The following is a 24727-nucleotide window of genomic DNA, read 5'->3' as shown; positions in this document are numbered from 1 at the left end:
TAAGTTCACGTGGGGAAAAAGAAACAGCTTAGCTTAGCCGTTTTATCTGGAATCACGGCAGCTGCATTCGCAGTTAGTCCGGTTTTACCTGGTGGGAAGGTAAAATCTGTTGATGCTGCTGAAAAAGCAGCAGTAGGAGCGCCGATGGACTTGAACACAGTCGATCAGGAACGTCTCTTAAAAGTATTGCAGGATCGTGGGGTCGTCTCAAAAGCATCATCTGCAGCCGAGAAACAAAAGGCTGTCCAAAAGTATTTGGATAAAAAGTCGAACGGTAAACCAGCAGCTGAACATGAGTCAGAAAAAGCGAAAGAATTCGATCAAAAAACAAAAGACTTTTTGACGAAACAAAAAGATCAACTCGCAAAACAGTTGAACAAGAAGCACGATAATTATAAAAAAGGTAAAAAAGATGGGTTTGTCAAAGTCGACAAAGCCAAACAAGCAAAATACAACGGTGATACACGGACAGATAAAGTCCTTGTTCTACTCGTTGAGTACAGTGACTTTAAACATAACAATGTTGTGCAAGAAGATGGATACATGTATTCGAATGACTTCAACCAAAAGCATTATCAAGATTTAATGTTTGGTAATAAAGAGTTCGAACTCTTTAACGGAGACAAGGTCAAGACGTTTAAACAGTATTATGAAGAACAATCAGGCGGAAGCTATACGGTTGATGGTAAGGTCTCGAACTGGTTAACAGTTCCAGGTACAGCCAAAGACTACGGTTCGGATAATCCAGCGGGCGGAAACGATAACCTTCCAGGCGCTAAGGGCCCACGTGGTCTCGTCAAAGATTCGTTAAATGCTGCAGTAAAATCAGGCATCAACTTAGCAGAGTACGATCAATTCGATCAATACGATATGGATGGAGACGGCAACTTAAACGAGCCGGACGGTCTCGTCGATCACTTGATGATCATCCATGCAGGAACTGGACAGGAAGCTGGGGGCGGAACGCTCGGAGATGACGCAATCTGGTCACACCGTTGGACACTCGGCAACGTATATCCTGTTGCTGACTCGGTAGCGAAAGTAAACTATTGGGGCGGTAAAATGGCTGCCTACGATTACACGGTTCAACCTGAAGACGGCGCGGTCGGTGTTTTCGCACACGAATTCGGTCATGACTTAGGTCTTCCAGATGAGTACGATACACAGTACACAGGTCAAGGCGAGCCGGTCGCATCATGGTCAATCATGAGTGGCGGTAGCTGGAACGGGAAAGTTGCCGGAACAGAACCAACAAGTTTCTCACCACAAAATAAAGAATTCTTCCAAAACGTGATGGGTGGAAACTGGGCGAATATCGAGACAATCGATTTTGATTCGTTATCAAAAGCAGGAACTGCTTCTTATATCGATCAAAGTGTTACAAAATCGAAAAACCCAGGAATCATCAAAGTAGACTTACCGAAAAAACCGGTCAAAGGAATTGCACCGGCGTTCGGTAAAAAATACTATTACAGCACAAAAGGAAACGATCTTCATACGTCAATGACGTCACCAGAATTCGATTTGACAGCTGCTAAAGCTGCTAAATTTGATTACAAAGCGTACTTTGATGTCGAGTTCGATTATGACTTCTTGACAGTTACAGCAACAGCTGGTGGAGTAGAAAAAGTCATCGACGTCATCGGTGACGAAGATACTGATGGTGATCAACGTGCTGAGTCTTCAAAAGGTGCATGGGTCGATAAATCATACGACCTCAGCGAATTTGCAGGCAAAAAAGTAACGCTTAAATTTGATTACACAGGTGATGCTGGTCTTGCACTCGACGGTTTCGCACTTGATAACGCGAAATTGACAGTCGACGGTAAAGTCGTCTTCGAAGATGATGCAGAAGGTACACCGAAGTTTAAACTCGACGGGTTCATCGCGTCTGACGGCTTCAGCTATGCTGACAATGCGTACTACCTCGAATGGCGTAACTACGCAGGCTCAGATAAAGCACTTGAGCATGCGCGTGGCGTGAAATACAACACAGGTCTCGTCGTTTGGTACGCAGATTCTAGCTTCACAGATAACTGGGTCGGTGTTCACCCGGGTGAAGGATTCCTCGGTGTCGTCGATTCACACCCTGAAGCAATCGTCGGTACGCTTAAAGGCAAGCCAGTCGTATCAGGTAGCACACGTTACCAAGTTGCGGATGCTGCATTCAGCTACGATAAAGCACCTTCTTGGTTGATCGATTCACCAACACGTGGTCTTTACGACTACAAAGGTCTCTCAGGTGTAACGAAATTCGATGATTCTAAATCGTATATCAACCAATTGATCCCGGATGCAGGGAAACTTCTTCCGAACAATGGTCTTAAAATTCAAGTCATCGGTGAAGCGAAAGATAACTCTGCTGGAGCTGTCTGGATCCACCGTTAAGAACAAAACAGATCTGGGAAACCAGGTCTGTTTTTCTTTTGAAAAGTGGAATCAATTGGAAAAAATATTGGTCAGACAACTTGACTTTTAAAGCGCATCCATACTATACTGACGTTAGCTTAATATTGTTATTGTCACTACTGATTCACATTGCGTCACGAACAATCTTTTCGTCGCTCCATGTATTTCGGGACAATAATGAATTTCTTTCATATGCATCGTCATATGTATTAAGTAATTTATTTTTGGAGGTTGTTCCCATGAACACAGGTAAAGTAAAATGGTTTAACGCAGAAAAAGGTTTCGGTTTCATCGAAGTTGAAGGCGGAGAAGACGTATTCGTACATTTCTCAGCAATCACTGGTGAAGGTTTCAAATCACTTGACGAAGGTCAAGAAGTTGAATTCGAAATCACTGAAGGCGCACGTGGAGCACAAGCTGCTAACGTCGTAAAACTTTAATTTCAACTATTCAATCGCTCTTCTTCGGAAGAGCGGTTTTTTTATTGTCTTAATATCTTGAATTTAAGATATCTGTGCGCTATGCTTTGCATATAATCAAATTCAAAAGGGAGTGGCAAAGATGGAATTACTCGGTATTCATCATGTTTCAATTTTGACCGGGATGGCGGAACGGAACTATCAATTTTACACGCAAGTCCTTGGAATGCGCTTAATTAAGAAAACAGTGAACCAAGACGACACGACGTCGTATCATTTATTTTATGGGGACGCGGAAGGAAATCCGGGGACTGATCTGACGTTCTTCGACATTCCGCATCTCGGAACAGGTGTACCTGGTGCATCGAGTATTTCTTCAACATCACTTCGCGTTAAGACAACGGCAGCACTCAAGTTTTGGGCACAGCGATTTGAGCAAAAAGAGATTGATCATGATTCAATCATCGAACGGGCAGGGCGACAAACGCTTGCCTTTCGTGACCAAGAAGGGACACGTCTGATTCTCGTCGCAGAAGATGGGGAACAAGGCGTCCCGGGTGGCGTACCTTGGAAACACGACGAGATTCCAGCAGAACATGCAATCGTCGGCTTAGGTGCCGTGACATTGACCGTTAACGACCCGGGACCAACAGCGCTCGTTTTGACGGAAGTCCTCGGTTTTAAAAAAATCGGCAGTTATCCGTCGCTTGCGGGTGAGTTTGCGGATATTGAAGTGTATGCAACGGGTCAAGGAGGAATCGGAGCCGAAGTCCACCTCGAAGCGCGACCGGATCTCGATCGAGAACGTCTTGGTCGCGGCGGTGTCCACCATGTCGCGTTCCGCGTACCGAACAGTGCGGAATATGATCTATGGGTCGAGCGTTTAAACCACTACCGTCTTCCGAACTCCGGAAAAGTTGATCGCCATTACTTTCAAGCCTTGTACTTCCGGGAACCGAACCATATTTTATTCGAGCTTTCGACGGATACACCGGGATTTGCGACAGATGAATCGATTGAGGAGTTAGGCGAGACACTCGCACTACCACCATTTTTAGAACCACAACGTGAGCAGATTGAAGCACGTCTTCGTCCACTCGAAATCTGACAATCCTGTGACACGGGTCACAGAGACGTCGACGTCCCGTATACTAAAAGAAAGAATCACGAAAAGGAGTGACGGGATGTTAAGAACTACGTTAGGTCAATTTCGGTTAATTGCGATTGTAGAGGGAATTTCATTTTTAGTATTGTTGCTGATTGCGATGCCGTTAAAATATATGGCAGGAATTCCTGAGGCGGTCTCGGTCGTTGGAGCCATGCACGGTGTGTTGTTTGTCATGTATGCGTTATGGCTTGTCGTCGTTAAATTTAAATACCGCTGGTCGTTTGTCAAAGCAGGTATCGCCTTTATCGCATCCTTCATTCCGTTTGGTACGTTTGTACTCGATCGAAAGCTAAAACAGGAAGCAACAAACGCGTAAATTGTGTATACTAGTAAAAGCACGGCTGTGGATAACTGTTTTTGTCTATGCGAAGCAGGTTATCCACAGCTTTTTTCTGTGGATAATTTTTAGGAGGATACTATGTCAACATTCGAAACATTAAACATTCAAGAATTGTGGATAAAAAAACTACAAAAGCAAGGCATCAAACAACCGACACCGATTCAAGAACAAGCTATTCCGCATTTGCTTGCGGGACGTGATTTAATAGGAAAAGCACAAACAGGTACAGGGAAGACACTTGCCTTCTTGTTACCGATTCTCGAGCAAATCGATTTAGAGAGTAAAACGGTTCAAGCATTGATCGTCGCACCGACACGTGAACTTGCGCGTCAGATTGCCGACGAAACACATAAGTTGATTCGGAATATGGAAGACATTCGGGCACTTGCTGTATACGGCGGACAAGATGTCTTTAAACAAATCCAACGTCTCGGACGGATGCCGCAAATCATCATCGGGACACCTGGACGAATTTTAGACCATGTCGGACGGGGAACACTCGATTTGAGCGCGCTGAAGACACTCGTCTTAGATGAAGCCGATCAGATGCTTCAAATTGGTTTCTTACCGGAAATCGAAGATATCATCGCAGCAGCACCGGTCGATCGTCAATTCGTCATGTTATCTGCGACGATGCCACCAAAAGTCGAGCAACTCGCGAAAACGTACCTTCGTGACCCGATTGAAATTCAAGTCGAAGCTGAAAAAGTAACGGTCGATGCGATTGAACAATTCGTCGTCGAAACGACGGATCGTCGTAAGCAAGCGACACTTCGGACGATGCTCGACGAAATGCGCCCGTATGCCGCAATCATTTTCTGTCGGACGCAACGTCGCGTAACGAAATTAAACGAAGAATTGCAAATGCAAGGGTATCCGACGGACGAGTTACACGGTGGATTGACGCAAGGAAAACGTGAAAAGGCGATGTCGAAGTTCTATCAAGGGAAAACACCATTCTTGATTGCGACCGATGTTGCGTCACGCGGACTGGATGTCACAGGTGTCACACACGTCTTCAACTATGACTTGCCGGACGATGCAGAAAGCTATGTCCACCGGATTGGGCGGACGGGACGTGCCGGGAACGACGGCGTCGCGATTTCGATCGTCACACCGAAAGACGGTCGGAGTTTCCGTGACATGGAACGCGAACTTGGGGTCGAAGTTACACCAATCGTCGTCGAATTGTCAGATGAAATGATTCGGGCACAGCATGACCAGAGTAAAGGCACGAAAAAGCCGACAACGGAAGGCCGTGGCAATACACGCCGGTCGAATAATCGTCGCCCAGGACGGACACACCGGAAGTGAGCAAATCAATCTACAGAAAAATCCCGTTTCCATTCATCGGAAATGGGATTTTTTATCGTTGAAGAGACGCTTTACTGGTCTGTGTTATTTATAGACCATCTGTCCGCCGAGATGACCGGCATAAGCAAGTAATCCACTACCAATCACAGCGACGATTAGACTGAAGATAAGAAGCATTTTTTTATTTGATCGATAATTGAAAATCAACAATACAAAGGAAATACCGAAAGCAATCAGACTGTAAAGCGCAAAGTGTTCATGATCTTCAATCGCAGCCCGTGTCGCATTGAACGTCGAACGGGCATAGTCTTTTGTCTCATCTCCGGATAGATACGCAGCGACCCCTGCGAGGAGACCGGTGAATAGGGTAATCAGAGCAAACAATTTCAATTGAACCCATTTTAAACTAAAGAATAATAGTAGTGTAGCGAACAGTAACAGACCGATTGGAGCATGGACGAGTAAGGGGTGGAGCGGAACACCGAATAGCATGATAAATCCTCCTTAAGTAATGAGTGTATGACTATTCATTACTTTACCCCTGCTACCTGATAGTTAGCTGACGGCTTTATTTAATGAGGGAAATGAATCGTAAACCGTGTTCCTTCATTTGGACTGGAGTCGACCTCGATGCTCGCGTTATGGGCATCAGCAATCGAGCTAGCGATTGCGAGGCCGAGACCGGTCCCTGTTCCGTGGCGAGCGTGGTCCCCGCGATAGAAGCGTTCGAAGATTTTTGCCTGATCACTTTTCGGGATACCGATTCCCTCATCAGCGATTGTCAGCTGAACTTCGCCAGGGGCTTTTGACAAGCGGACCTTGATTGGTCCGTCACTGTAGACGGAAGCATTTTCTAGAAAGACCATTAATAAGCGCGTCAATTGGTTAGCGTCCCCTTTAATTAAGAGGTTCGGTTCAATCTCGATTCGCAGTGTCCGGTTGGATAATGTATGGGCGAACCGTTCAGCGGTCTTTGAGACGAGCGTACTGAAATCAACGGATTGCAGGGTCATGGATTGACCCCCGCGGGCAAGCAACAGCAAGTCCGCGACGAGTAATTGCATCGAAGTCGTCTCGGCTTTCAAATCGTCGAGAATCGTCTGTCCCTCACGACTGAGCGGTTCAGCTTCAAGCAATTCGATTCCGCTATATAAAATCGTCAGCGGTGTGCGCAGTTCATGGGAGGCGTCCGACGTGAAGCGACGTTGCCGGTCGAAAGCTTGTTGGACGGGCTGGACGGCTCGACCGGCGAGAACATAACTGAGTCCCATCAAAATCAACGTCGATAAGACGGCGATTCCAGATAAGACAGCGATTAAACGTTGGAGTGTATCGCGTGTAGCGGACGTTTCTTTTAAAAGAACGATGGAGCCTTCGTTCGTGTCGCGTTTGTACAATAAAAAATGGTAATCCTCGACAGTCACTTTTTCAGTTTCTTGAGCAGAGGATACGAAACGCTGAACGGTCTCTTCCGTTAAATCATCCGGAAGACTCGAATACTGTTCTTCACCCGTTTCGTCCAGCACTTGAAAATAAATCGGATTAGGTGTCAAGCGATCTTCACCATGTTCGATTCGTTCGAAGACGTCACGGTTCGAGATGTTTTTTAATTGATTGAGCTCTGTCTGGTCGAGTAACCGTGCCGTCGTAAAATAGACGCCAACGAGTATGAGGATTAATAACAGTAAGAAGGTCCCACTGAATAAAAGGGTCAGCCGTTTTCGGATCACTTCAAGCATGGTGGTCACCAAGACGATACCCGAAACCGCGGACGGTCTTGATGAGTGGTGGAGCGCCAACCGCCTCTAATTTTTTGCGGACGAGACGGACCAAGGCATCGAGAGCGTTGTCCGTAACGTCGGCACCAATTCCCCAGACGACTTCGATGATCAGTTCGCGACCCATCACTTGTTCCGGTCGACGTAATAAGAGTGATAGAAATTCAAATTCACGACGTGTCAATTCAAGTGGATGATGATTATAGGAAATCATTTGCGATGAAACATCGAGTTCAAGTCCTTGAAAAGATACCGTATCGACGAAGGCCTTTTTTTGTCGACGACTTAATGCGCGGAGACGGGCAAGCAATTCATTCGATTGAAACGGTTTGACGAGATAGTCGTCGGCACCACTATCGAGACCATGGACGAGGTCGATTTCTGTATCACGTGCCGTCAACATTAAAATACCACCTTCAAAACGATTTTTTCTAAGTTCAGCTGCGACCTCAACCCCACTTTTATGAGGCATCATCCAATCGAGAACAAGCAAATCGTAACGAAATGTCTGGCATTGATTGAGTGCATCGACACCATCGTGTGCGACATCGACTTGGTAGCCGGCACGTTCGAGATGGAGTCGAAGCATTTTTGCGAGCCGCTGATCGTCTTCTGCAATCAATACACGCATGAATTTTCCCCCCGCGTTCATTTTTTCTTATTATCCCATAGTTGCCGTCAGCTAGTTATCAGTTTTTAGCGCTACAGTAAAGATAACAACAAACGAGAGAGGATGAAGGAAGATGAAACCAAAGCCGTTTGCAAAATGGATGGTCGGTTTAAGTAGTACGGTGTTTATCGGTCTAGCGATTGGTCAATTAAGTGTCAGCTCAGATGGACAATCGACGACACCGGTCAGTACAGGGGATACGTATTCGAATGAAACGAATTTCCCGAGTCAACCGATGCAAGGGGATTCTTATGGTGACGAGGAGTCAGACGATGATGGCGGATATTATTATGATGATGATGATGAGGGATGGTCAGGAGAGGATTCTTCCGGATTCAGCCAGCCGAGCGGAAATAGCGACGGACGCTCGAGTCACTCGAAATAGGAGGTCAAGTGATGGAACGACAACTCTATTCGATGCATAATACGATTCGATTCGTGACGGAAAATCAGATTCCTGAAGAAGAGTGGCAGGAGATTGAACGATTTTTCAGCTATGTTGATCGAGAGTGGTCACGGTTTGCTGAAGCGAGTGAAGTGAATCGGTTGAATCGCCTTCGAATCGGTGAAACCTTATCGATTTCGTTACCACTCGCTCGGTTACTAAAGCGTTCGATTCGTTATTTTGAACAGACGGAGCACTATTTTTCTCCGTTTCTTCTTGAACAACAACAGGCAAACGGATACCGGGATTCCTTTCCGTTTCACTATGCGACTGAGTCGGAACGGGTTGGTCCCCCAGAGATTACACCCTTTATTCTCGAAGGACTTGAAGTGACACGTGTCGGTGGAGGAGCAATTGACTTAGGTGGAATCGGGAAAGGCGCAGCCGCAATGATGGTGGCGCAACGGCTTCGGAAAGAACGACGACGCGGATTGATTGAAGCTGGCGGTGATGTCGTCGTCTGGTCAGACGAAACACCATGGAAGATTGGCATTACACATCCGCATACAGACGAAGAAATCGCGGAAATCAACCTTCGACAAGGGGCAATCGCAACCTCGAATCGAATTTATCGCTCCTGGCATGTCGGCGAACGGATGAATCATCACTTACTTGACGGTAAAACGGGGCGACCGATTGAGACACCGCTCATTCAAGTGACGGCTTCTGCTCCACAGCTGTATGAAGCAGAAGTAATGACGAAACTTGCTTTTCAGATGACAGAACAGGAACGGCAAGAGAAGTTATTCAGATGGTTTCCGAATGGACGATTATTGTTACTCGACGCGTCAGGTGAAATCATATCTGAGAAGAAAGGAGGATGTGCACTATGGACTGGTTGAAATGGATGTTTTCGACCTGGACGATGATTCGTCTCAGTGGGCTAGCGGGTCACTTTTTGATGACATTATCCGTATTAGCTGGATTACTAGGCTCGTTTCCGAATCTCCGAAAACAAAAAGCACGACTTCATAACGTCCACCTCTATGGCGGATGGGCCGGACTGCTCGCGATTGTCCTCCACGCGACGTTGATTGTCGTGGATACGTATGCACCGCTATCCATCCTCGAGATTTTGATACCGGGCAACGCTTCTTACGAACCACTGTGGAATGCCTTTGGGACAATCAGTCTTTATCTCTTCGGTTTTGTCCTGATCACGTCGGACTTCCTAAAAGAGACGCTCGGAAAAACCTTATGGAAATTAACGCACTGGCTTGTCTTACCGGCTTGGGGATTGATGACGCTCCATGGTCTCTTCATCGGGACAGATACGGGAACGTTGTTTACGACAATCTGGTACGTGGCTTCGACACTGACATTTATCACATTGATTCTTTACCGGATGCGCCTGCGTCCTAAAACAAAAGTACAAATAAAACCGGAATCCTCGACGTCTTAAGAGGATTCCGGTTTTATTCATTGTTGCTCGAGCCACTTCGTCCACGCGACAAAAGCGTCTTCCCGATTTTCGATGTAGTTGTGATCACTGTCGACGACCAGTTCTTCGAAATAACCGGCGTTTTGAAGGAGGTCGTGGTGGAGCGCTTTGACAGATGTTTCATCCCGTTCAGATGTGACGAGCAATGCCGAGCGGTTCTTTAGTTCTTCCTTGAGCGCAAGAAGGTTCCAACTCGCATGGTTAGCTTTTAACTCCTCGAGTAACGTGTCACCGTCAGTCGCTGTAAGGAAAGACGCACCGCGGCTGAGAACACCGCGTAAGGCGTCCTCGTGTTCCGGGTAGTCGAGGATCAGTTGACCGATTAGACCGAAGTTGAACGGAGAAATTCCGATGTAGTGTTTGATGTGCGGAACAGCAGCAAACGCGTGTAGACCAGCAAATCCACCCATGCTGTGACCGACAATCGTAATTTGGTCGCCGAGCACATCATGCTGTTCTGTAAAGGTCGGAGAAGCGACGTGCTCCATGATCGCTGTCGCATCTTCCAGGACATGACGAAAACGGAACGCACCCGGGCTGCCGATGCTGCCGCGATAAGAGGTCACGAGGACATGGTAGCCGATTTCTTGGAGACGGACCGCCCAGTCCATGTTCAATTGTTTCCCGGGAAACCCGTGGAAGAGGACGATTAACGGAGCAGGACCTGTACTTGCCGGAGAATACAGACGGCAAAATAGCGCTTCGTTCCCTCCGCTCGGTATGGCAATTAAAGAAAGACTAGCTTTGTTCGTGATTGTTTCCATCTCATTCGCTCCTTTAAAAAGTTTCGTATGTTTCATAGTGTGATACAAGTTAGGAAGCAAAGCAATCGTTAAGTCTATGAACAAAAAATAAAGTAGGAAAAGAACGTTTTGCGCCCCGCCGTTTGAGAGCCGGGATGGAGGTGTGCTTGAAATCGACTAGCTTGTAGTCTGCCGCGCGTTTCCGCCTTGTCTCGTCTCCGAGCGGCGAGCGTCCACGCCGCTTTTCGCTACGGAAGCGATTCAAGTCGGCATGCGCTTCAAGATATTCGCGTTACATGTCGCCCTTCTTAGGGGGAGCTTAAAAAAGCTTTCTTTTTCGTTGACTCCAAGTCAGAGATGTTCCGTTTCGAATTGCAGCATACTGATATAAAGAGGTGCGTAGTGTGACGCGCGTTTCCGCCTTGTCTCGTCTCCGAGCGGCGGGCGTTCACGCCGCTTCACTGCGTTGCAGGGTCGCGGACGCCCGCTGTTCGCTGCGGAAGCGATCCAAGTCGGCATGCGCTTCAAGATATTCGCGTTACATGTCGTGCTTCTTAGGGAGAACTAAAAAAAAGCTTTCTTTTTTTGTTGACTCCAGGTCAGAGATGCCCCGTTTCGAATTGCAGCATACTGAGATAAAGAGGTGCGTAGTGTGCCGCGCGTCTCCACCTTGTCTCGTCTCCGAGCGGCGAGCGTCCACGCCGCTTCACTGCGTTGCAGGGTCGCGGACGCCCGCTGTTCGCTACGGAAGCGATCCAAGTCGGCATGCGCTTCAAGATATTCGCGTTACATGTCGTGCTTCTTAGGGAAATCTTAAAAAAGCTTCGCTTTTCCGTTGACTCCTACGGGATAAGGCGCGTTTTAACGCGCTGTCAGAGGCAGGCGAGACCCTGCTTCTTGTCCTTACGGGACAAGAAGCAACGGCTTGCGCCTCGTCCGAGGAAAGCAACGGAAAGGAAGAAGCTTTGAATCACGTACCACTGCGCCGTTCATCCAAGGGACCTGACAAAATCCGCATTACTGCCATTCTCTTTTTCGACAAAAAACAAAAAGAGCCGCCCCAATCAACAGGGCGGCTCAAATCATCGTTCTTAAAAGAATAAGAGGGAATCAATCAAAAGACTTTTGTCGTCCATGATTCACAATTCCATAAGTCAGTTGCGACTGCTTCATAAAATTCAGGTTCGTGTGAAATCAAGAGGACCGTTCCTTTATATTCTTGCAAGGCCCGTTTCAATTCCTCTTTCGCTTCGACGTCCAAGTGGTTCGTCGGCTCATCGAGAACCAGAATGTTTGATTCCGTGTTCATCAGCTTACAGAGACGGACTTTCGCCTTTTCTCCACCGCTGAGCACTTCGATTTTAGATTCGATGTGTTTTGTCATCAAACCACATTTCGCGAGCATCGCCCGGACTTGTTGTTGCGTCAAGGATGGGAACGTCCCCCAAATTTCTTCGATACACGTGTTCGAATTTTTCTCTTTGATTTCTTGTTCGAAATAGCCGATGTGCAAGTTTTCACCGCGATCGACCATCCCTGAAACAGCGGGGATTTCACCGAGTAAACTTTTCAGTAACGTTGACTTCCCGATTCCGTTCGCACCATGCAATGCGATTTTCTGCCCCCGTTCGATTGTTAAATCGAGCGGACGCGAGAGGGGTTCGTCGTAGCCGATGACAAGACCTTTTGCTTCGAACATCAGCTTGCTTGGTGTCCGAGCCGTCTGGAAATGGAATTCCGGTTGCGGACGTTCTTGTGCAAGCTCGATGACATCCATCTTGTCGAGTTTTTTCTGACGAGACATCGCCATGTTTCGTGTCGAGACACGCGCCTTGTTACGGGCGACGAAATCTTTAAGTTCAGAAATTTCTTGCTGTTGGCGCTTAAAGGCAGACTCCAGCTGTTTCTTTTTCGCTTCATGGACCGTCAAGAAATTATCATAGTCACCCACGTAACGGCTCAAGCCTTGATTTTCCATATGGTAAATCAAGTTGATGACGCTGTTTAAGAATGGAATATCATGCGAAATCAAAATGAACGCGTTCTCGTAGTCGTTGAGGTAACGTTTCAACCATTCGATGTGTTGCACATCAAGATAGTTGGTCGGCTCATCGAGTAACAAGATATCTGGTTTTTCAAGTAAGAGCTTCGCAAGTAAGATTTTTGTACGCTGACCGCCACTCAATTCATGGACATCACGGTCTAAGCCGATTTCATCGAGCCCAAGTCCGCGGGCGATTTCTTCGACTTTTGCGTCGATCGTATAAAAATCATTATTCGTTAAAATGTCTTGTAAGACACCGACTTCCTCAAGCATCTTTTCGAGTTCTTCGGGCTCGACTTCACCCATCTTCGCATACAGGTCATTGATTTCTTGTTCGATATCGAACAAGTATTGGAATGCCCCTTTTAGCGCATCACGAATCGATAAACCTTTCGCAAGGACGGCATGTTGATCGAGATAACCGACACGAACGTGTTTCGCCCATTCGACTTTCCCTTCATCCGGTTCGAGCTGAGAAGTGATGATGTTCATGAAGGTTGATTTTCCTTCACCGTTTGCTCCGACGAGGCCGATGTGTTCACCCTTTAACAGGCGGAACGAGACATCTTCGAAAATCGCACGATCACCAAAGCCATGGCTTAAGTTTGATACCGTTAAAATACTCATAACTACTCCCTTATTTCATGAATTCAACGCTGTGATTAGACACCTGTACGTTTTTTCTGGTTGTTCGTCTTTTTCGTCTTCTGGCTCGTCATTTGTTTCGTTTCCGTTCCACGAAGACCAGTCGGACGTTTTGTTTGTGATTGTTTTTTTGCTTTCAATTGTTCAATCATCGCTTCTTGAAGTGATAATTTTTTTGGTTGTTCGCTCATGTGTGTTCACCTCGATTAATTCGTTCTTATCTTATAGTATGCCAAAAAAAACGCTTTTTGAAAACGAACTCTACTTAATTCATCCTTTTAACGGACAACCTGACCGAGATAAATGACATAACAATTCCGGTCGATGTCGATTTCGCAGCTGTCACGTTCAAAGGTTCCATGCTCTGGCACAGTCACCTTATCCTTAATTAAATAGCGCATCGCTTGGACGTGGTTCGGGACGGTCATCGTTTTGATAAGTGGTGATGTACTGCTTGGCATGTACCGGCGAAACTCGATGTGAATTTGATGAGGCGGATAAATCCGGTCATCTGCATCGAGCGGAGAGGCTTCGACGTGATCGACGATCAGCTGATCGTACTCGCCCTCCATTTCGTTGGAGCGTAATTCATACAGTTGGCCTTCGATGATATGAAATTCACATAATTGATGAGCGATGATTTCATCCGGTTCGATTGCGAAACGACTGTATTGATAAATCGACTTATATTCATCTTGATCTTCGACATAATAAGCAAGTGACATCGTGATTCCTCCTTGTAACGGCATGATATGTTCTACTCGGACGATCAGAAAAAAGTTCCGGTACGACAAGGAAACTTTTTTAAGAGAAAAAGCGTATACTTAGAATAACAAATTGTTAAGAAAGGGGTATGAATCGTGAGATGGATGAAACAAGCATCACTTGCGGCGACGCTTTTGATTGGAACGACACTCAGTGGTTGCGGTGCAGACGATGCGCAAGCCGAACGTCCGGATGATCCGGATTGTGACGATTATGAATATGATAATGAAGAAGGCGTCTGGTATTGTGATGATGCAACATCGACCCATTCTGGTTTTTATTACTGGGGAGGCAGTTATTTTGCATCCCGTGCCCTGATGCATAGTGCGATGCGGACGAAAGGCTATACGCCGAAGTCGAACGCAGTCAAAAGTTATAATGCGAAGACAAAAGGATTCGGGACGGGATCGTCGTCTGGTTTCTTTGGCGGATGAGTGAACGAGAGGATTTATATGGTGACATTGAGTCGTTTTGGGATGAGTTGGATGGTGAAATCTATGCGTTGACTGATGTTTTAACGGTTTCGTCACGGACGCTGGAGCGCTTGCGGGTAGCTGCCCGAGACGTGTATCTGATTTTTGAGAAAGTCGCACCGATTCTACGAACGATGGAAGACGATGCGTTACTCGAGCTCGGGTATCCAAAACAAGCACTTCCCTTTCTCCGTCTAGAGACGATGCGCCCCTTATCAATCATCAGTCGGCTCGACTTCATCGTGACGGACGATCGGATTTCCGTCATGGAGTGGAATGCCGATACGCCGACGTTCATTAAAGAATCGTTTGACGTCAATGACCGGATTGCGCAAAAACGCCACATGATGGCAGTGAACCCGGATGAAGCGGCGAAATTAGCGACAAGCGTCCGTCGCGCCGTTGCAGCAGCGACACATCGAACGAAGCAACGCCCGCATATCGTCTTTACGTCACATGGGGACAATATCGAGGATCGTCTGACGACAGAATACTTGCAAGGGTTCGTGGACGGGGCAGCGTATTGCCCGCTTAACGCCCTTGAAATTCGACCGGAAGATGGATTGTACGACCAGGACGGACGACGGATTGATATTTTATACCGTCAGACCTTTCCGATTGAAATGGCGCTTCTCGATCGCGATGACACGGGACGTGAACTCGGTGTCTTATTGTTACAACTCGTCGAACAAGGATTGCTCGAGATCATCAATCCACCATCGGCGTTTCTGATGCAGGCAAAGTCCGTTCTTGCAGTGATTTGGGCACTGCATGAAGCAGACCACGCTTATTTAACAGGACGGGATCATCAAATCATAGAACGTTATTTTTTACCAACGTATCTTGAACCAGATGTATTTCTTGAACAGCGACACGCCTTTGTCGAGAAACCGGTTTTTGGCAGAGAAGGTGATACGGTAACAATCTATCAAGCAGATGGTCGTATCCTGTTATCGAATGAACAGCGTTCCTTTAGTGACCAAGCATCGGTTTATCAGCAGTATCAAGAATTGCCGACGCATGTACTTAGTAATGGAGTGGAAGTGGCCTATATGTTTGGCGTGTTCGTCCTCGGTGGTCGGGCAAGTGCGATTGCTGTCCGAGCAGGCGAACGAATCACCGGAAATCGTTCTTACTTTTTACCGATTGGGCGATTGCAAGATTGAGAGGAGGAGACAAGATGAAAGCAGCCATTTTAGGAGCGAGCGGTTTAGTTGGACAAGAGTTAGTCGATCAATTATTAGCGAATGATGCGTATGAGGAAGTTCATGTGCTCGTTCGTCGACCCATGAACCGGTTTCATCAAAAGCTGGAAGAATGGGTGATTGACTTTGATCGCGTGACGGAAATCGAATTGCCGACGGTGGATCACGTCTACTGCGCGCTCGGAACGACGATTAAACAAGCGGGGTCACAAGCAGCATTTCGTCAGGTCGACTACACGTATCCGATTGAAGTCGGACGTGAATTGCTCGATTTAGGGGCGACACGCTTCGCGCTCATTTCAGCGCTCGGCGCACATCCGAATGCAAAAACGTTCTACAATCGTGTCAAAGGAGACACAGAGAACGGACTACGGGTTCTTGGCTACGAAGCTTTATTGATTTTCCGTCCATCGCTCTTGTTAGGGGAGCGAGAAGAGTTCCGGTTTGGCGAACAGGCGGCGGCTCGTGTCTCGACGGTTCTTCGCCCGTTATTAAAACGGAGTCCTTATGCCCCAATCGAAGCGAGTAAAGTAGCGAAAGCGATGATGGAGCAAACACTCCATGCGCCCCCGGGTATTACCATCTTTGAATCAAAAGACATGCAAAAATGAGCGAACGGATTCCGTTACGCTCTTTTTTTTTGCTTAAAATTAATATTTGACTAGTCAAATGATTTACGGTTGAATGATAAGGTGCTGTCTCCTATATAAAAAGAAGTGAGACAATTCAGTTAAAAACGTGTAAATCTTTTAATCGATTACGAGACGCTTATCATTTGGGGAAAGCGGGAAAAAAGGTTTTAGATTATGCACGAATACAATGGTAGACGAAAGGAGCCTTCATTATGGCAGATTTTGATCGCGATCAGGTCTACAAGACTGTTCCGCAAAAAGGGTTCTTCGGAAACCCGAAAGGATTGTTCACACTCTTCTTCACAGAGTTCTGGGAACGATTCTCCTACTACGGGATGCGCGCCATCCTTATATTCTACATGTACGACTCTGTTGCGAACGGTGGACTCGGAATTGATAAAACGACTGCCGCTTCCATCATGGCCGTATATGGTTCACTTGTCTATATGTCGGGAATCATCGGAGGATGGGTCTCCGACCGTCTGTTAGGGACATCACGGACCGTCTTTTATGGTGGTATTCTCATCATGCTTGGACATATCGTGTTAGCTCTACCAGCCGGAATCACGGCATTATTCATCTCGATGGGCTTAATCGTCATCGGGACGGGATTCTTAAAACCGAACGTATCGAACATCGTCGGAGATTTGTACAGCAAAACGGATAACCGCCGTGATGCTGGATTCAGTATCTTCTATATGGGAATCAATGCCGGTGCATTTTTAGCACCACTCGTCGTCGGTAAAGTTTCAGATACGGCAGGATACCATGCTGGTTTCGCACTCGCTGCGGTCGGGATGTTCGCCGGTCTTGTTGTGTTCATATTGACGAAGAAAAAGAATTTAGGTCAAGCCGGAACATACGTCTTGAATCCGCTAGAAGGCGAGGAACGGAAACGTTTCTTTAAAATTGCGACAGTTGTCGTCATTGCGCTAGCAGTTCTCGGAACGATTGCCGCATTGACAGGTTTACTAACGATCGACCGCTTTACGTTGATGGTGACGTTCCTCGGAATCTTGATTCCGATTGCGTATTTCACATTCATGTTACGCAGTCCGAAAATTACAGATGATGAGCGTTCGCGTTTATTCGCCTACATCCCACTCTTTATCGCAGCAGCTGTTTTCTGGGCGATTCAAGAGCAAGGGTCATATGTCTTATCAATCTTTGCAGATGAACGGACAGACTTATCTTTCTTAGGCTTTGAGATTCAGCCTGCGTTCTTCCAGTCATTGAATCCATTGTTCATCATCGTGCTTGCACCAGTCTTTGCAAGCTTTTGGGTCCGACTCGGTGATCGTCAGCCGACGACGATGCAAAAATTCTCGTTCGGTCTGATTTTCGCAGGACTTTCGTTCATCGTCATGATGTTGCCTGGACTATTGTTTGGTACAGACACAATCGTTAGTCCGCTCTGGCTCGCACTCAGTTTCTTCCTCGTCGTGATTGGTGAGTTGTTACTATCACCAGTCGGTTTATCGGCAACGACGAAACTGGCACCAGCGGCTTTCTCGGCACAGACAATGAGTCTTTGGTTCTTAACGAATGCAACGGGACAAGCCGTCAATGCACAGATCGTTAAATATTACGGGAAAGAAACAGAAGTCGCGTACTTCGGAATTACAGGTGTCGTCGCGATTGCACTCGGACTTCTCTTGTTTGCTTTTGCACCAAGGCTCCAAAAATATATGCGTGGTATTCGCTAAGCTCGAATCCACAAAAAAAGGCAGGAACTCGGATTCTTTTTCCGAGTTACCTGTCTTTTTGTTAGTCATTTGTCCGAATATGGCGTAATGATTCTGCGAACAGGGCAACAAGCGTCCCGAGCACCAGTCCGTTCGACATCAGTGTCGTGACGAGTGGAGGGAGATCGGCTGTCGCACCTTTTGGTAAGAGCAAGGCACCGATTCCGACGAGGACCGGTAACCCGACCGTAATCATTGCCGTTTGCCGATTTAAGTCGCGTGCTGCTTCCGTGACGCCGATGATAGCCATCCCGGCAACAATCGGGGCAACCATCGCATAACCGACGGCAACAGGAATTTTTGCAATCAAACCGACGAATGGCGTGACGATACTTAAAAATAAGCAAATGACGTTCGCAATCGCAAACGATTTACGATCCGTGTTATCCGTCGAAGCGATGAATCCGGCTGTTCCGGAAATCGCGACGGGACCGACCGTACCGAACATCCCGGCAAAAATCTGTCCGACACCGGCCGTGACACCGGCTGTTCCGACTTGTCCTTTGACGTGTTCGCCACGTTTCGCACTGATGATGCGCTCGATGACTTTGATGTTCGCGAGCACGTTCGTCATCAACAGTAAAGAAATGATTAAGGCTGTCGGGAGAAGGGTCCAGTCCAGATGAATTCCGCCGAACGGGAATAAATCAGGAAGAGTAAAGAATGGACCATCGAAGCTCGGCATCTCGGCGCGTCCGATCAAGGCAAACATGCTCCAACCGACGAGCAGCGTGATGAGTAAGGCATACTGACGCAAACGATCGCTACGTTCGAGATAAAGTGAGATGATGACGGTCAATACGGAAATGACGGCAGGTAACACTTGAATCTTACCGTTTTCCAGGTTGAGTAGCCCTTTCATGACGGAGCCCGACAGTTGGGCAGACAACAGGAGCATATAAACGCCGATGACTTGTGGCGTGAACAAGGGAACGAGTCGTCGTAAAATACCCGTTACTGTCAAAATGATACAGATGATGCCACTTAAGATGAGGAGAAAACCAAGTGATTGGAGTGTGTTCGAGTAACTCCCGTACAATGTAATGCCGATTGAGGAGTAGAGGGCGAAGACACCCCACCAAATCCCGGCCGGTCCTTCCATGATCGGTAGACGGTGACCGAGGAACACTTGGAATAAGCTTAAAATCGCAAAAACGAACAGACAACGAGATAGGAAAGCCAATGTGTCCGCGCTCGATAGTTCAAACGATGCGGCAATGGCGAGTGGCGGGGCGATGTTAGTACAGATAATAAACAAAAACCACTGAATCGTGGAGACTACGGTACGTGGCAAAACAAATGATTCCCCTTTCAAAAGAAACGATACTTTTTTCATCTTAAACCAATTATTGAAAAAGCGATAGATACGCTTACATTGACTGAAAATTTAGAAAATAATTTTCATATGTGATTTTTCACATGAGATGGGGTAGGAGTTAAGAGGGAGGAATGAATATGAAAAAGTGGCTCAAGCGAATCAGCATCGGTTTCATCATACTCATCGGGCTTGTCATCGGAGCCTTCATGGTCTGGGCGCAATTTGATTATGATCCGTCAAAAGAAGCAAACACATATGTTGAACAACAGATCGGACAGGATTATCAGTTTGGTGATCCGGAGAGTGAAGTCGGATTTGTGTTTTATCAAGGGGCGAAGGTCGATCCGGGTGCCTACAGTTATATCGGGAGTCAGTTAGCGAAGAACGGACATTTCGTCGTCATCCCGAAATTACCATTTAATATCGCATTACTCGACGCAAACGCGGCCTTACCGATTATCGATGCACATCCGAAAATCAAACGATGGTATGTGATGGGACATTCGTTAGGTGGAAGTGCCGCTTCGACGGTACTTGAGGATAATTCGAAGATTAAAGGAATCATATTTCTCGCGTCCTATCCGATTGATGCCATCGATACACCGTCCTTGACGGTCTATGGCGGACGGGATGGCGTCTTACCTGTAGCGGACATCGAAGCAAGTAAAAAAAATCTTCGATCGGACGCGACATTCCATTTCATCGAAGAGGGCAATCACGCGAATTTCGGGATGTACGGCGCACAAAAGGGCGACAACACGAGTCCATTAATACCAAAAGTACAACAGGATGAGGCGATTGAAGCAATTGAGTCATTCCTTTCATCGAATTAAAAAAGCCTTTCCGTCTAGCCATTTTACGAAGCTAGACGGAAAGGTTTTTTACGTTTTAGTCGAGACGACGTGATACCTCGTCGAGTGTCGGTAAAGCAGCCATCGCCCCTTTGACGGACGCGGCAAGCCCGCCGGAAATCGCGGCAAACCGCCCGATGTCCTGCAGTTCATCTTCATCCCAATCGAATGCAAAGGACCGCGTCGCACACTGGTGTAGCAAACCAGACATAAAGGCGTCACCTGCTCCGGTCGTATCGACGGCATCCACCGAAATCGCGTTGATCTCTGCCATCGCACGATTCGTATAGAGTAAGGATCCCTCGCTGCCCCGTGTGACGGCGAGCAACTGAATCGGATATTCAGCAAGCAGTTCGGCTGCCCCTTCATCCAGGTTCGTTTGGCCGGTCAAGAAGGTCAATTCCTCTTCTGCTAACTTAACGATTTGCGCGTCAGGCAGGACGGACTGAATCGTCATCCGGGCGACATCGAGATTCGACCATAACGATTCGCGGAGGTTCGGGTCGTAAGAAATCGGGACCTGATGCTCTTTTGCGAGCGCGATGGCACGACGTGTTGCTGCGACGGCATCACCGGAGATTAAGGAAATCGAACCGATGTGAAGTAAATCGGCTTCCGCCAGTGCGTCCGGAACATCTTGTTCATGAAAGCTCATATCGGCACGATACGTGTTGATGAATTCAAAGGACCGTTCGCCGTTTTTAGCATTTGTGACGAGGACAAGCCCCGTTTTATTCGTTGCGTCAAGAACGATGTGATCCGTCTTGACCCCATAGTGGTGGAGTGTATCTTTCAAGAAATGCCCCATCGAGTCATCCCCGACAGCACCGAGAAAATAACTGTCGGCGCCAAGGCGGGCAAGTCCGACGGCGACATTGGCGGGAGCACCGCCGGGATTTTTTTGGAACGTCGTATTGCTGTCATCGAGTGGAATCAAATCGATTAATGCTTCTCCAAGACTAAAAATTTTCATCATAGTTCGCTCCTTTCTAAATCCGGTCGAATCCGTTCGACATGAAGTGCCATATAGCCAACTTCAGAGTCGGGGACGGTCGTTTTTAATTCCTGTTCGAGCCAAGCGGCCATACTTTCTGCACAACGAAACGCATCCGCGTAACGTGTTTTGACAGCAGATAAAATGACATCATCCATATCGTGGAGTGTCTGTCCCTGCTCAATCCGGGCGAGGACAAGTTTCATATGTGTGAAGAATCGGTAATACGTCATGGAAGTCGTTTCGATCGTTTGACCAAAGAAACTCTCGATTTGTTCACGTAATTCGTTCAACAGAGTAGCAGTTTGTAGTGCCGTCGCCATATTCGGATGCTGTTGGCGGGCGTTAAAGAGGTGAAGTGCGATGTTCGCGGCTTCCTCCTTTGGTAATACAACAGCAAGTGTCTGTTCGATTTGCGCAACCGCCCATGCTCCGATTTTGTACTCGGCTGTATATAACAAGCGAATTTCTTCCGCGAGCCGATTGTGGACGACAAGATTTTCACGTGCTAAGCGAACGGCATGGGCGAGGTGATCCGTCAGACTGACATGGATATAATCATGAAAAGGTGTCTGAAGTTCGCCTTCCGCATAAGAAATGATTTGTTCGGACAAATCAATGATTTCTAATGGGGTCGTCGTTAAGATTTCTTTAAACAGTTCAGCATTTTCGAACGAGGGAATGAACATCTTTTCGATTTTCGAGGGATCGACGGGATCTTTTTTCTTTTTACCGAAAGCGATCCCCGGTCCCATGATGATGCGTTCTTGTCCTTGTTCTTTTGTGACGATGGCATTGTTGTTGAGTACTTTATGAATAATCAGCCTGACTCCTCCCTTCTCCCTTTATTATACGGGTAACAGTGCTCAGAACAAAACCGACAAATGCGACCCGACGAGTATACTCGTGAGGGTCGCATGTCTTTTTTACTTAAGCGGCTAAATCGGTTTGTTTTTGTTTTCGTGCATCAAGACGCATGAGGATGACAGTCGCGATGAACGCTGTCGCGACAGCAATCGCAAAACCGACAAGGTAGTTGATTAAGTTCGAAGCACCAAGTGGAGCGACGATTGCAATCATCGGTATGCCCGTCAAACCATAAGCGTTTGCAGCGACTTGCGTCAAGACGACGTAGCCACCGCCGATTGCGCCACCGATCGCACCACCGATGAACGGTTTACCGAGTCGAAGATTCACTCCGTAGATAATCGGTTCCGTAATACCGAGAAATGCCGAGAAGGCAGAGGGTAAAGCGAGCGTTTTTAATTTAACGTTTTTCGTCATGAAGTAGACAGCAAGACCGGCTCCGCCTTGCGCGACGTTCGCCATCGACCAGATGGGTAACAGGAAGTTTTTCCCGATGCTCTTATCAGCAAGCAGTCCCGCTTCAATCGCATGGAAACTATGGTGCATTCCTGTGATGACAATCGTTGAGTAGAGACCACCGAACAAGAGACCGGCGACGACCGAGAATTGTTCATAGAAGAAGACGAGTACGAATGAAATCCCTTTACCGAGCAATGTACCAAGTGGTCCGATGACGATGAGGGCAAGGAATCCTGTGACGAGAATCGTCACGAACGGTGTGACTAACAAATCAAGTGTTTCCGGTGTCCGTTTACGGACTTGCTGCTCAATTTTCGCCATGACCCAAACCGTTAAGAGGACAGGGAAGACCGTCCCCTGATAACCAATCAGTTCGATGTTCATCCCAAGGAAGTGCATCACTTCCGGTTCACTGTTTCCGAGTGTCCAAGGGTTGAGCAGAGAAGGGTGCGTCATGATTCCACCGATGACCGCACCGAGATATGGATTGGCACCGAACTCACGCGCGGCAGAGAAACCGATCAAAATCGGTAAGATGATGAAAGCGGAAGACGAGAACATGTCAAGCAGTTGGACGATCGGTGAAGCCCCGTCGACCCAACCGAAGGCTTTAATCATTCCGAGTAAGCCCATCAACAGACCGGCGGCGACGATTGCCGGAATCAATGGTACGAAGACATTTGAAAGCGACCGGGCAAGGCGCGCGAACGGATTTAATTTTTGGGAAGCTGCTTTCTTCACGTCGACTGATTCTTCACCATTGACGTTGACACCAGCGAGGGGAGCGAACTCCGCGAATACTTTGTTGACGGTCCCGGTCCCAAAAATGATTTGATATTGACCTGAACTCGAGAAAGCACCACTGACGCCGTCAAGATCTTCGAGTGCCGCTTGATCGACCTTCGATTCGTCATGAAGAACGAGACGGAGACGTGTCGCACAATGCGCTGCTGTGATGATATTTTCACGACCACCGACAAGGGTAAGGACCTGCGCAGCTGTTTTTTTGTAATCCATTTGAATTCCTCCTTTTAGGAAAGGTGTGCGACTGGTCAGCCCACAAAAAAAGGCAAGACCGAACAACACCTAAACGTTCTAGGTGTTGCATCGGTCTTGCCAGCCGTACTGTCACAATCCGCACTATTTGCTTGTTGGCTTTATCATAAAGCAAAAAAGAAAGCGTTGTCAACAGTCAAATTGGATCTTTTTGAATCGCGATATCGACTTCGACACCAAAGTGATCGGAAACGATTGGCGCCAGTACTCCGTCAAACGTCACACCGACACGCGCGACATCAATTTTGCGATTCGAGAGCACTAAATCAATCCGTAAGCCATGGTGGTTCTCTTCCCAACCGTCAATCTTACCTTCGACGGTTTCGACACCAACCGTCTCTTCCGCTAGAAGGAACAGGTCATGGAGACCCCGTTCAACCATATAATCGTAACCGGTCTCCCGTTCGAAGGCATCATTGTTGAAGTCACCTAAGAAGAAGGTCCATTCGAGTGGATCCATCCGAGCAATCAAATGATTGAACTGCTCGCTGAACGGTTCGTCGGCATCTTCCCACCAACCGAGATGACAAGAGTTGAACGTAATTTGGGTTCCATCGACATCAATCGTCGCGCGGACGATTTTGCGTGACTTCCAGTCCATCGTATCTTGGCTTCGGCTGACATAGTACGAATCGGATTTCAAAATCGGATGTTTCGTCAAGAGGGCGAGTCCCTCTTCGTACGCATCGTATCCGATGTGCGAGAAGTCCCAAACGAATTCATAGTCATGCCCACGTTCTTTAAGTGCTTGTTGAATCATGTAGGCGAAATTATCTTCACGGATTGCACCATAAACGATTGGTGTATCCATTAATTGGCTTACTTCTTGTAAGGCGACGACATCATAATCCTGTTGGATGATTTGAGCGACGATTTGATTGATTTTTTCAAGCTGGTGTTCTTCTTGCCAGGAATGGCAATTGAGTGTGAGTAGGCGCATCTGTCG

The 24727-nt window shown here is 47.3% G+C and carries 25 protein-coding genes; 13 read left to right on the top strand and 12 right to left on the bottom strand.

Annotated elements, in window-relative coordinates:
* The first annotated feature begins 9 nt into the window (after positions 1–9).
* From A0126_RS14340 to A0126_RS14320, 5 genes are all read left to right on the top strand, one after another.
* Complete coding sequence (locus A0126_RS14340) at positions 10–2388, top strand: immune inhibitor A domain-containing protein (protein WP_088838203.1); 2379 nt, start codon at positions 10–12, stop codon at positions 2386–2388.
* Between the two features lie 260 nt (positions 2389–2648).
* Positions 2649–2849, top strand: a complete 201-nt coding sequence (locus A0126_RS14335; protein ID WP_012371797.1) for a cold-shock protein — start codon at positions 2649–2651, stop codon at positions 2847–2849.
* A 121-nt stretch (positions 2850–2970) separates the two neighbouring features.
* A complete protein-coding gene (locus tag A0126_RS14330; RefSeq protein ID WP_088838202.1) occupies positions 2971–3936 on the top strand; it encodes a ring-cleaving dioxygenase in 966 nt (321 codons plus the stop codon).
* 76 nt (positions 3937–4012) lie between these two features.
* Positions 4013–4312, top strand: a complete 300-nt coding sequence (locus A0126_RS14325; protein WP_088838201.1) for a DUF3817 domain-containing protein — start codon at positions 4013–4015, stop codon at positions 4310–4312.
* A gap of 102 nt (positions 4313–4414) precedes the next feature.
* Positions 4415–5650 (top strand): DEAD/DEAH box helicase, encoded by a 1236-nt coding sequence (locus A0126_RS14320; protein WP_088838200.1) that lies wholly within the window; start codon positions 4415–4417, stop codon positions 5648–5650.
* An 84-nt stretch (positions 5651–5734) separates the two neighbouring features.
* On the opposite strand, the gene A0126_RS14315 is transcribed toward A0126_RS14320, so the two are convergent.
* The 3 genes from A0126_RS14315 to A0126_RS14305 form a co-directional block, all read right to left on the bottom strand.
* Complete coding sequence (locus tag A0126_RS14315; RefSeq protein WP_088838199.1) at positions 5735–6142, bottom strand: DUF2231 domain-containing protein; 408 nt, start codon at positions 6140–6142, stop codon at positions 5735–5737.
* 80 nt (positions 6143–6222) lie between these two features.
* A complete protein-coding gene (locus A0126_RS14310) occupies positions 6223–7389 on the bottom strand; it encodes a sensor histidine kinase (protein WP_088838198.1) in 1167 nt (388 codons plus the stop codon).
* Complete coding sequence (locus A0126_RS14305) at positions 7382–8059, bottom strand: response regulator transcription factor (protein WP_088838197.1); 678 nt, start codon at positions 8057–8059, stop codon at positions 7382–7384. Before A0126_RS14305 ends, A0126_RS14310 begins: the two co-directional genes overlap by 8 nt.
* Positions 8060–8171: 112 nt before the next feature.
* Between A0126_RS14305 and A0126_RS14300 the strand changes: the two genes are divergently transcribed.
* From A0126_RS14300 to A0126_RS14290, 3 genes are read left to right on the top strand one after another with little or no spacing between them, the layout of a single operon-like run.
* Complete coding sequence (locus A0126_RS14300; RefSeq protein ID WP_088838196.1) at positions 8172–8483, top strand: hypothetical protein; 312 nt, start codon at positions 8172–8174, stop codon at positions 8481–8483.
* Positions 8484–8494: 11 nt separating this feature from the next.
* Positions 8495–9385 (top strand): FAD:protein FMN transferase, encoded by an 891-nt coding sequence (locus tag A0126_RS14295; RefSeq protein ID WP_088838195.1) that lies wholly within the window; start codon positions 8495–8497, stop codon positions 9383–9385.
* Complete coding sequence (locus A0126_RS14290; protein WP_088838194.1) at positions 9373–9945, top strand: ferric reductase-like transmembrane domain-containing protein; 573 nt, start codon at positions 9373–9375, stop codon at positions 9943–9945. Before A0126_RS14295 ends, A0126_RS14290 begins: the two co-directional genes overlap by 13 nt.
* A 17-nt stretch (positions 9946–9962) precedes the next feature.
* Here A0126_RS14290 and A0126_RS14285 read toward each other — a convergent pair whose 3' ends face one another.
* The 4 genes from A0126_RS14285 to A0126_RS14275 form a co-directional block, all read right to left on the bottom strand.
* Complete coding sequence (locus A0126_RS14285) at positions 9963–10748, bottom strand: alpha/beta hydrolase family protein (RefSeq protein WP_088838193.1); 786 nt, start codon at positions 10746–10748, stop codon at positions 9963–9965.
* A gap of 1093 nt (positions 10749–11841) precedes the next feature.
* Positions 11842–13398 (bottom strand): ABC-F family ATP-binding cassette domain-containing protein, encoded by a 1557-nt coding sequence (locus A0126_RS14280; protein WP_029332048.1) that lies wholly within the window; start codon positions 13396–13398, stop codon positions 11842–11844.
* Between the two features lie 35 nt (positions 13399–13433).
* A complete protein-coding gene (locus A0126_RS19435; RefSeq protein ID WP_012371785.1) occupies positions 13434–13607 on the bottom strand; it encodes a hypothetical protein in 174 nt (57 codons plus the stop codon).
* Between the two features lie 87 nt (positions 13608–13694).
* The gene (locus tag A0126_RS14275; protein WP_088838192.1) at positions 13695–14141 is read right to left on the bottom strand and encodes a hypothetical protein; all 447 of its coding nucleotides are present in this window, start codon (positions 14139–14141) and stop codon (positions 13695–13697) included.
* Between the two features lie 144 nt (positions 14142–14285).
* Between A0126_RS14275 and A0126_RS14270 the strand changes: the two genes are divergently transcribed.
* From A0126_RS14270 to A0126_RS14255, 4 genes are all read left to right on the top strand, one after another.
* Complete coding sequence (locus A0126_RS14270; protein WP_029332046.1) at positions 14286–14615, top strand: hypothetical protein; 330 nt, start codon at positions 14286–14288, stop codon at positions 14613–14615.
* Positions 14612–15820 (top strand): glutathionylspermidine synthase family protein, encoded by a 1209-nt coding sequence (locus A0126_RS14265; RefSeq protein ID WP_088838191.1) that lies wholly within the window; start codon positions 14612–14614, stop codon positions 15818–15820. Before A0126_RS14270 ends, A0126_RS14265 begins: the two co-directional genes overlap by 4 nt.
* 14 nt (positions 15821–15834) lie before the next feature.
* On the top strand, positions 15835–16470 hold the full coding sequence (locus tag A0126_RS14260) for an NAD-dependent epimerase/dehydratase family protein (protein ID WP_088838190.1): 636 nt from the start codon (positions 15835–15837) through the stop codon (positions 16468–16470).
* 233 nt (positions 16471–16703) lie between these two features.
* Complete coding sequence (locus tag A0126_RS14255; RefSeq protein ID WP_088838189.1) at positions 16704–18197, top strand: peptide MFS transporter; 1494 nt, start codon at positions 16704–16706, stop codon at positions 18195–18197.
* 61 nt (positions 18198–18258) lie between these two features.
* Here A0126_RS14255 and A0126_RS14250 read toward each other — a convergent pair whose 3' ends face one another.
* A complete protein-coding gene (locus A0126_RS14250) occupies positions 18259–19530 on the bottom strand; it encodes a purine/pyrimidine permease (protein ID WP_029332042.1) in 1272 nt (423 codons plus the stop codon).
* Positions 19531–19691: 161 nt separating this feature from the next.
* On the opposite strand from A0126_RS14250, the gene A0126_RS14245 reads away from it, so the two are divergent.
* Positions 19692–20387, top strand: a complete 696-nt coding sequence (locus tag A0126_RS14245; protein WP_088838188.1) for an alpha/beta hydrolase — start codon at positions 19692–19694, stop codon at positions 20385–20387.
* Between the two features lie 55 nt (positions 20388–20442).
* On the opposite strand, the gene A0126_RS14240 is transcribed toward A0126_RS14245, so the two are convergent.
* From A0126_RS14240 to A0126_RS14225, 4 genes are all read right to left on the bottom strand, one after another.
* Complete coding sequence (locus A0126_RS14240; RefSeq protein ID WP_088838187.1) at positions 20443–21378, bottom strand: carbohydrate kinase family protein; 936 nt, start codon at positions 21376–21378, stop codon at positions 20443–20445.
* Positions 21378–22217 carry a PRD domain-containing protein gene (locus tag A0126_RS14235; protein WP_255407450.1) on the bottom strand — a complete coding sequence of 280 codons (840 nt, stop codon included), beginning with the start codon at positions 22215–22217 and terminating at the stop codon, positions 21378–21380. Before A0126_RS14235 ends, A0126_RS14240 begins: the two co-directional genes overlap by 1 nt.
* Positions 22218–22329: 112 nt before the next feature.
* Positions 22330–23742 carry a sucrose-specific PTS transporter subunit IIBC gene (locus A0126_RS14230; RefSeq protein ID WP_088838185.1) on the bottom strand — a complete coding sequence of 471 codons (1413 nt, stop codon included), beginning with the start codon at positions 23740–23742 and terminating at the stop codon, positions 22330–22332.
* Between the two features lie 175 nt (positions 23743–23917).
* Positions 23918–24721 carry an endonuclease/exonuclease/phosphatase family protein gene (locus tag A0126_RS14225; RefSeq protein ID WP_088838184.1) on the bottom strand — a complete coding sequence of 268 codons (804 nt, stop codon included), beginning with the start codon at positions 24719–24721 and terminating at the stop codon, positions 23918–23920.
* Positions 24722–24727: the final 6 nt, after the last annotated feature.

Source organism: Exiguobacterium sp. N4-1P (assembly GCF_002214325.1).
This window is presented reverse-complemented; position numbering and strand designations above follow the sequence as displayed.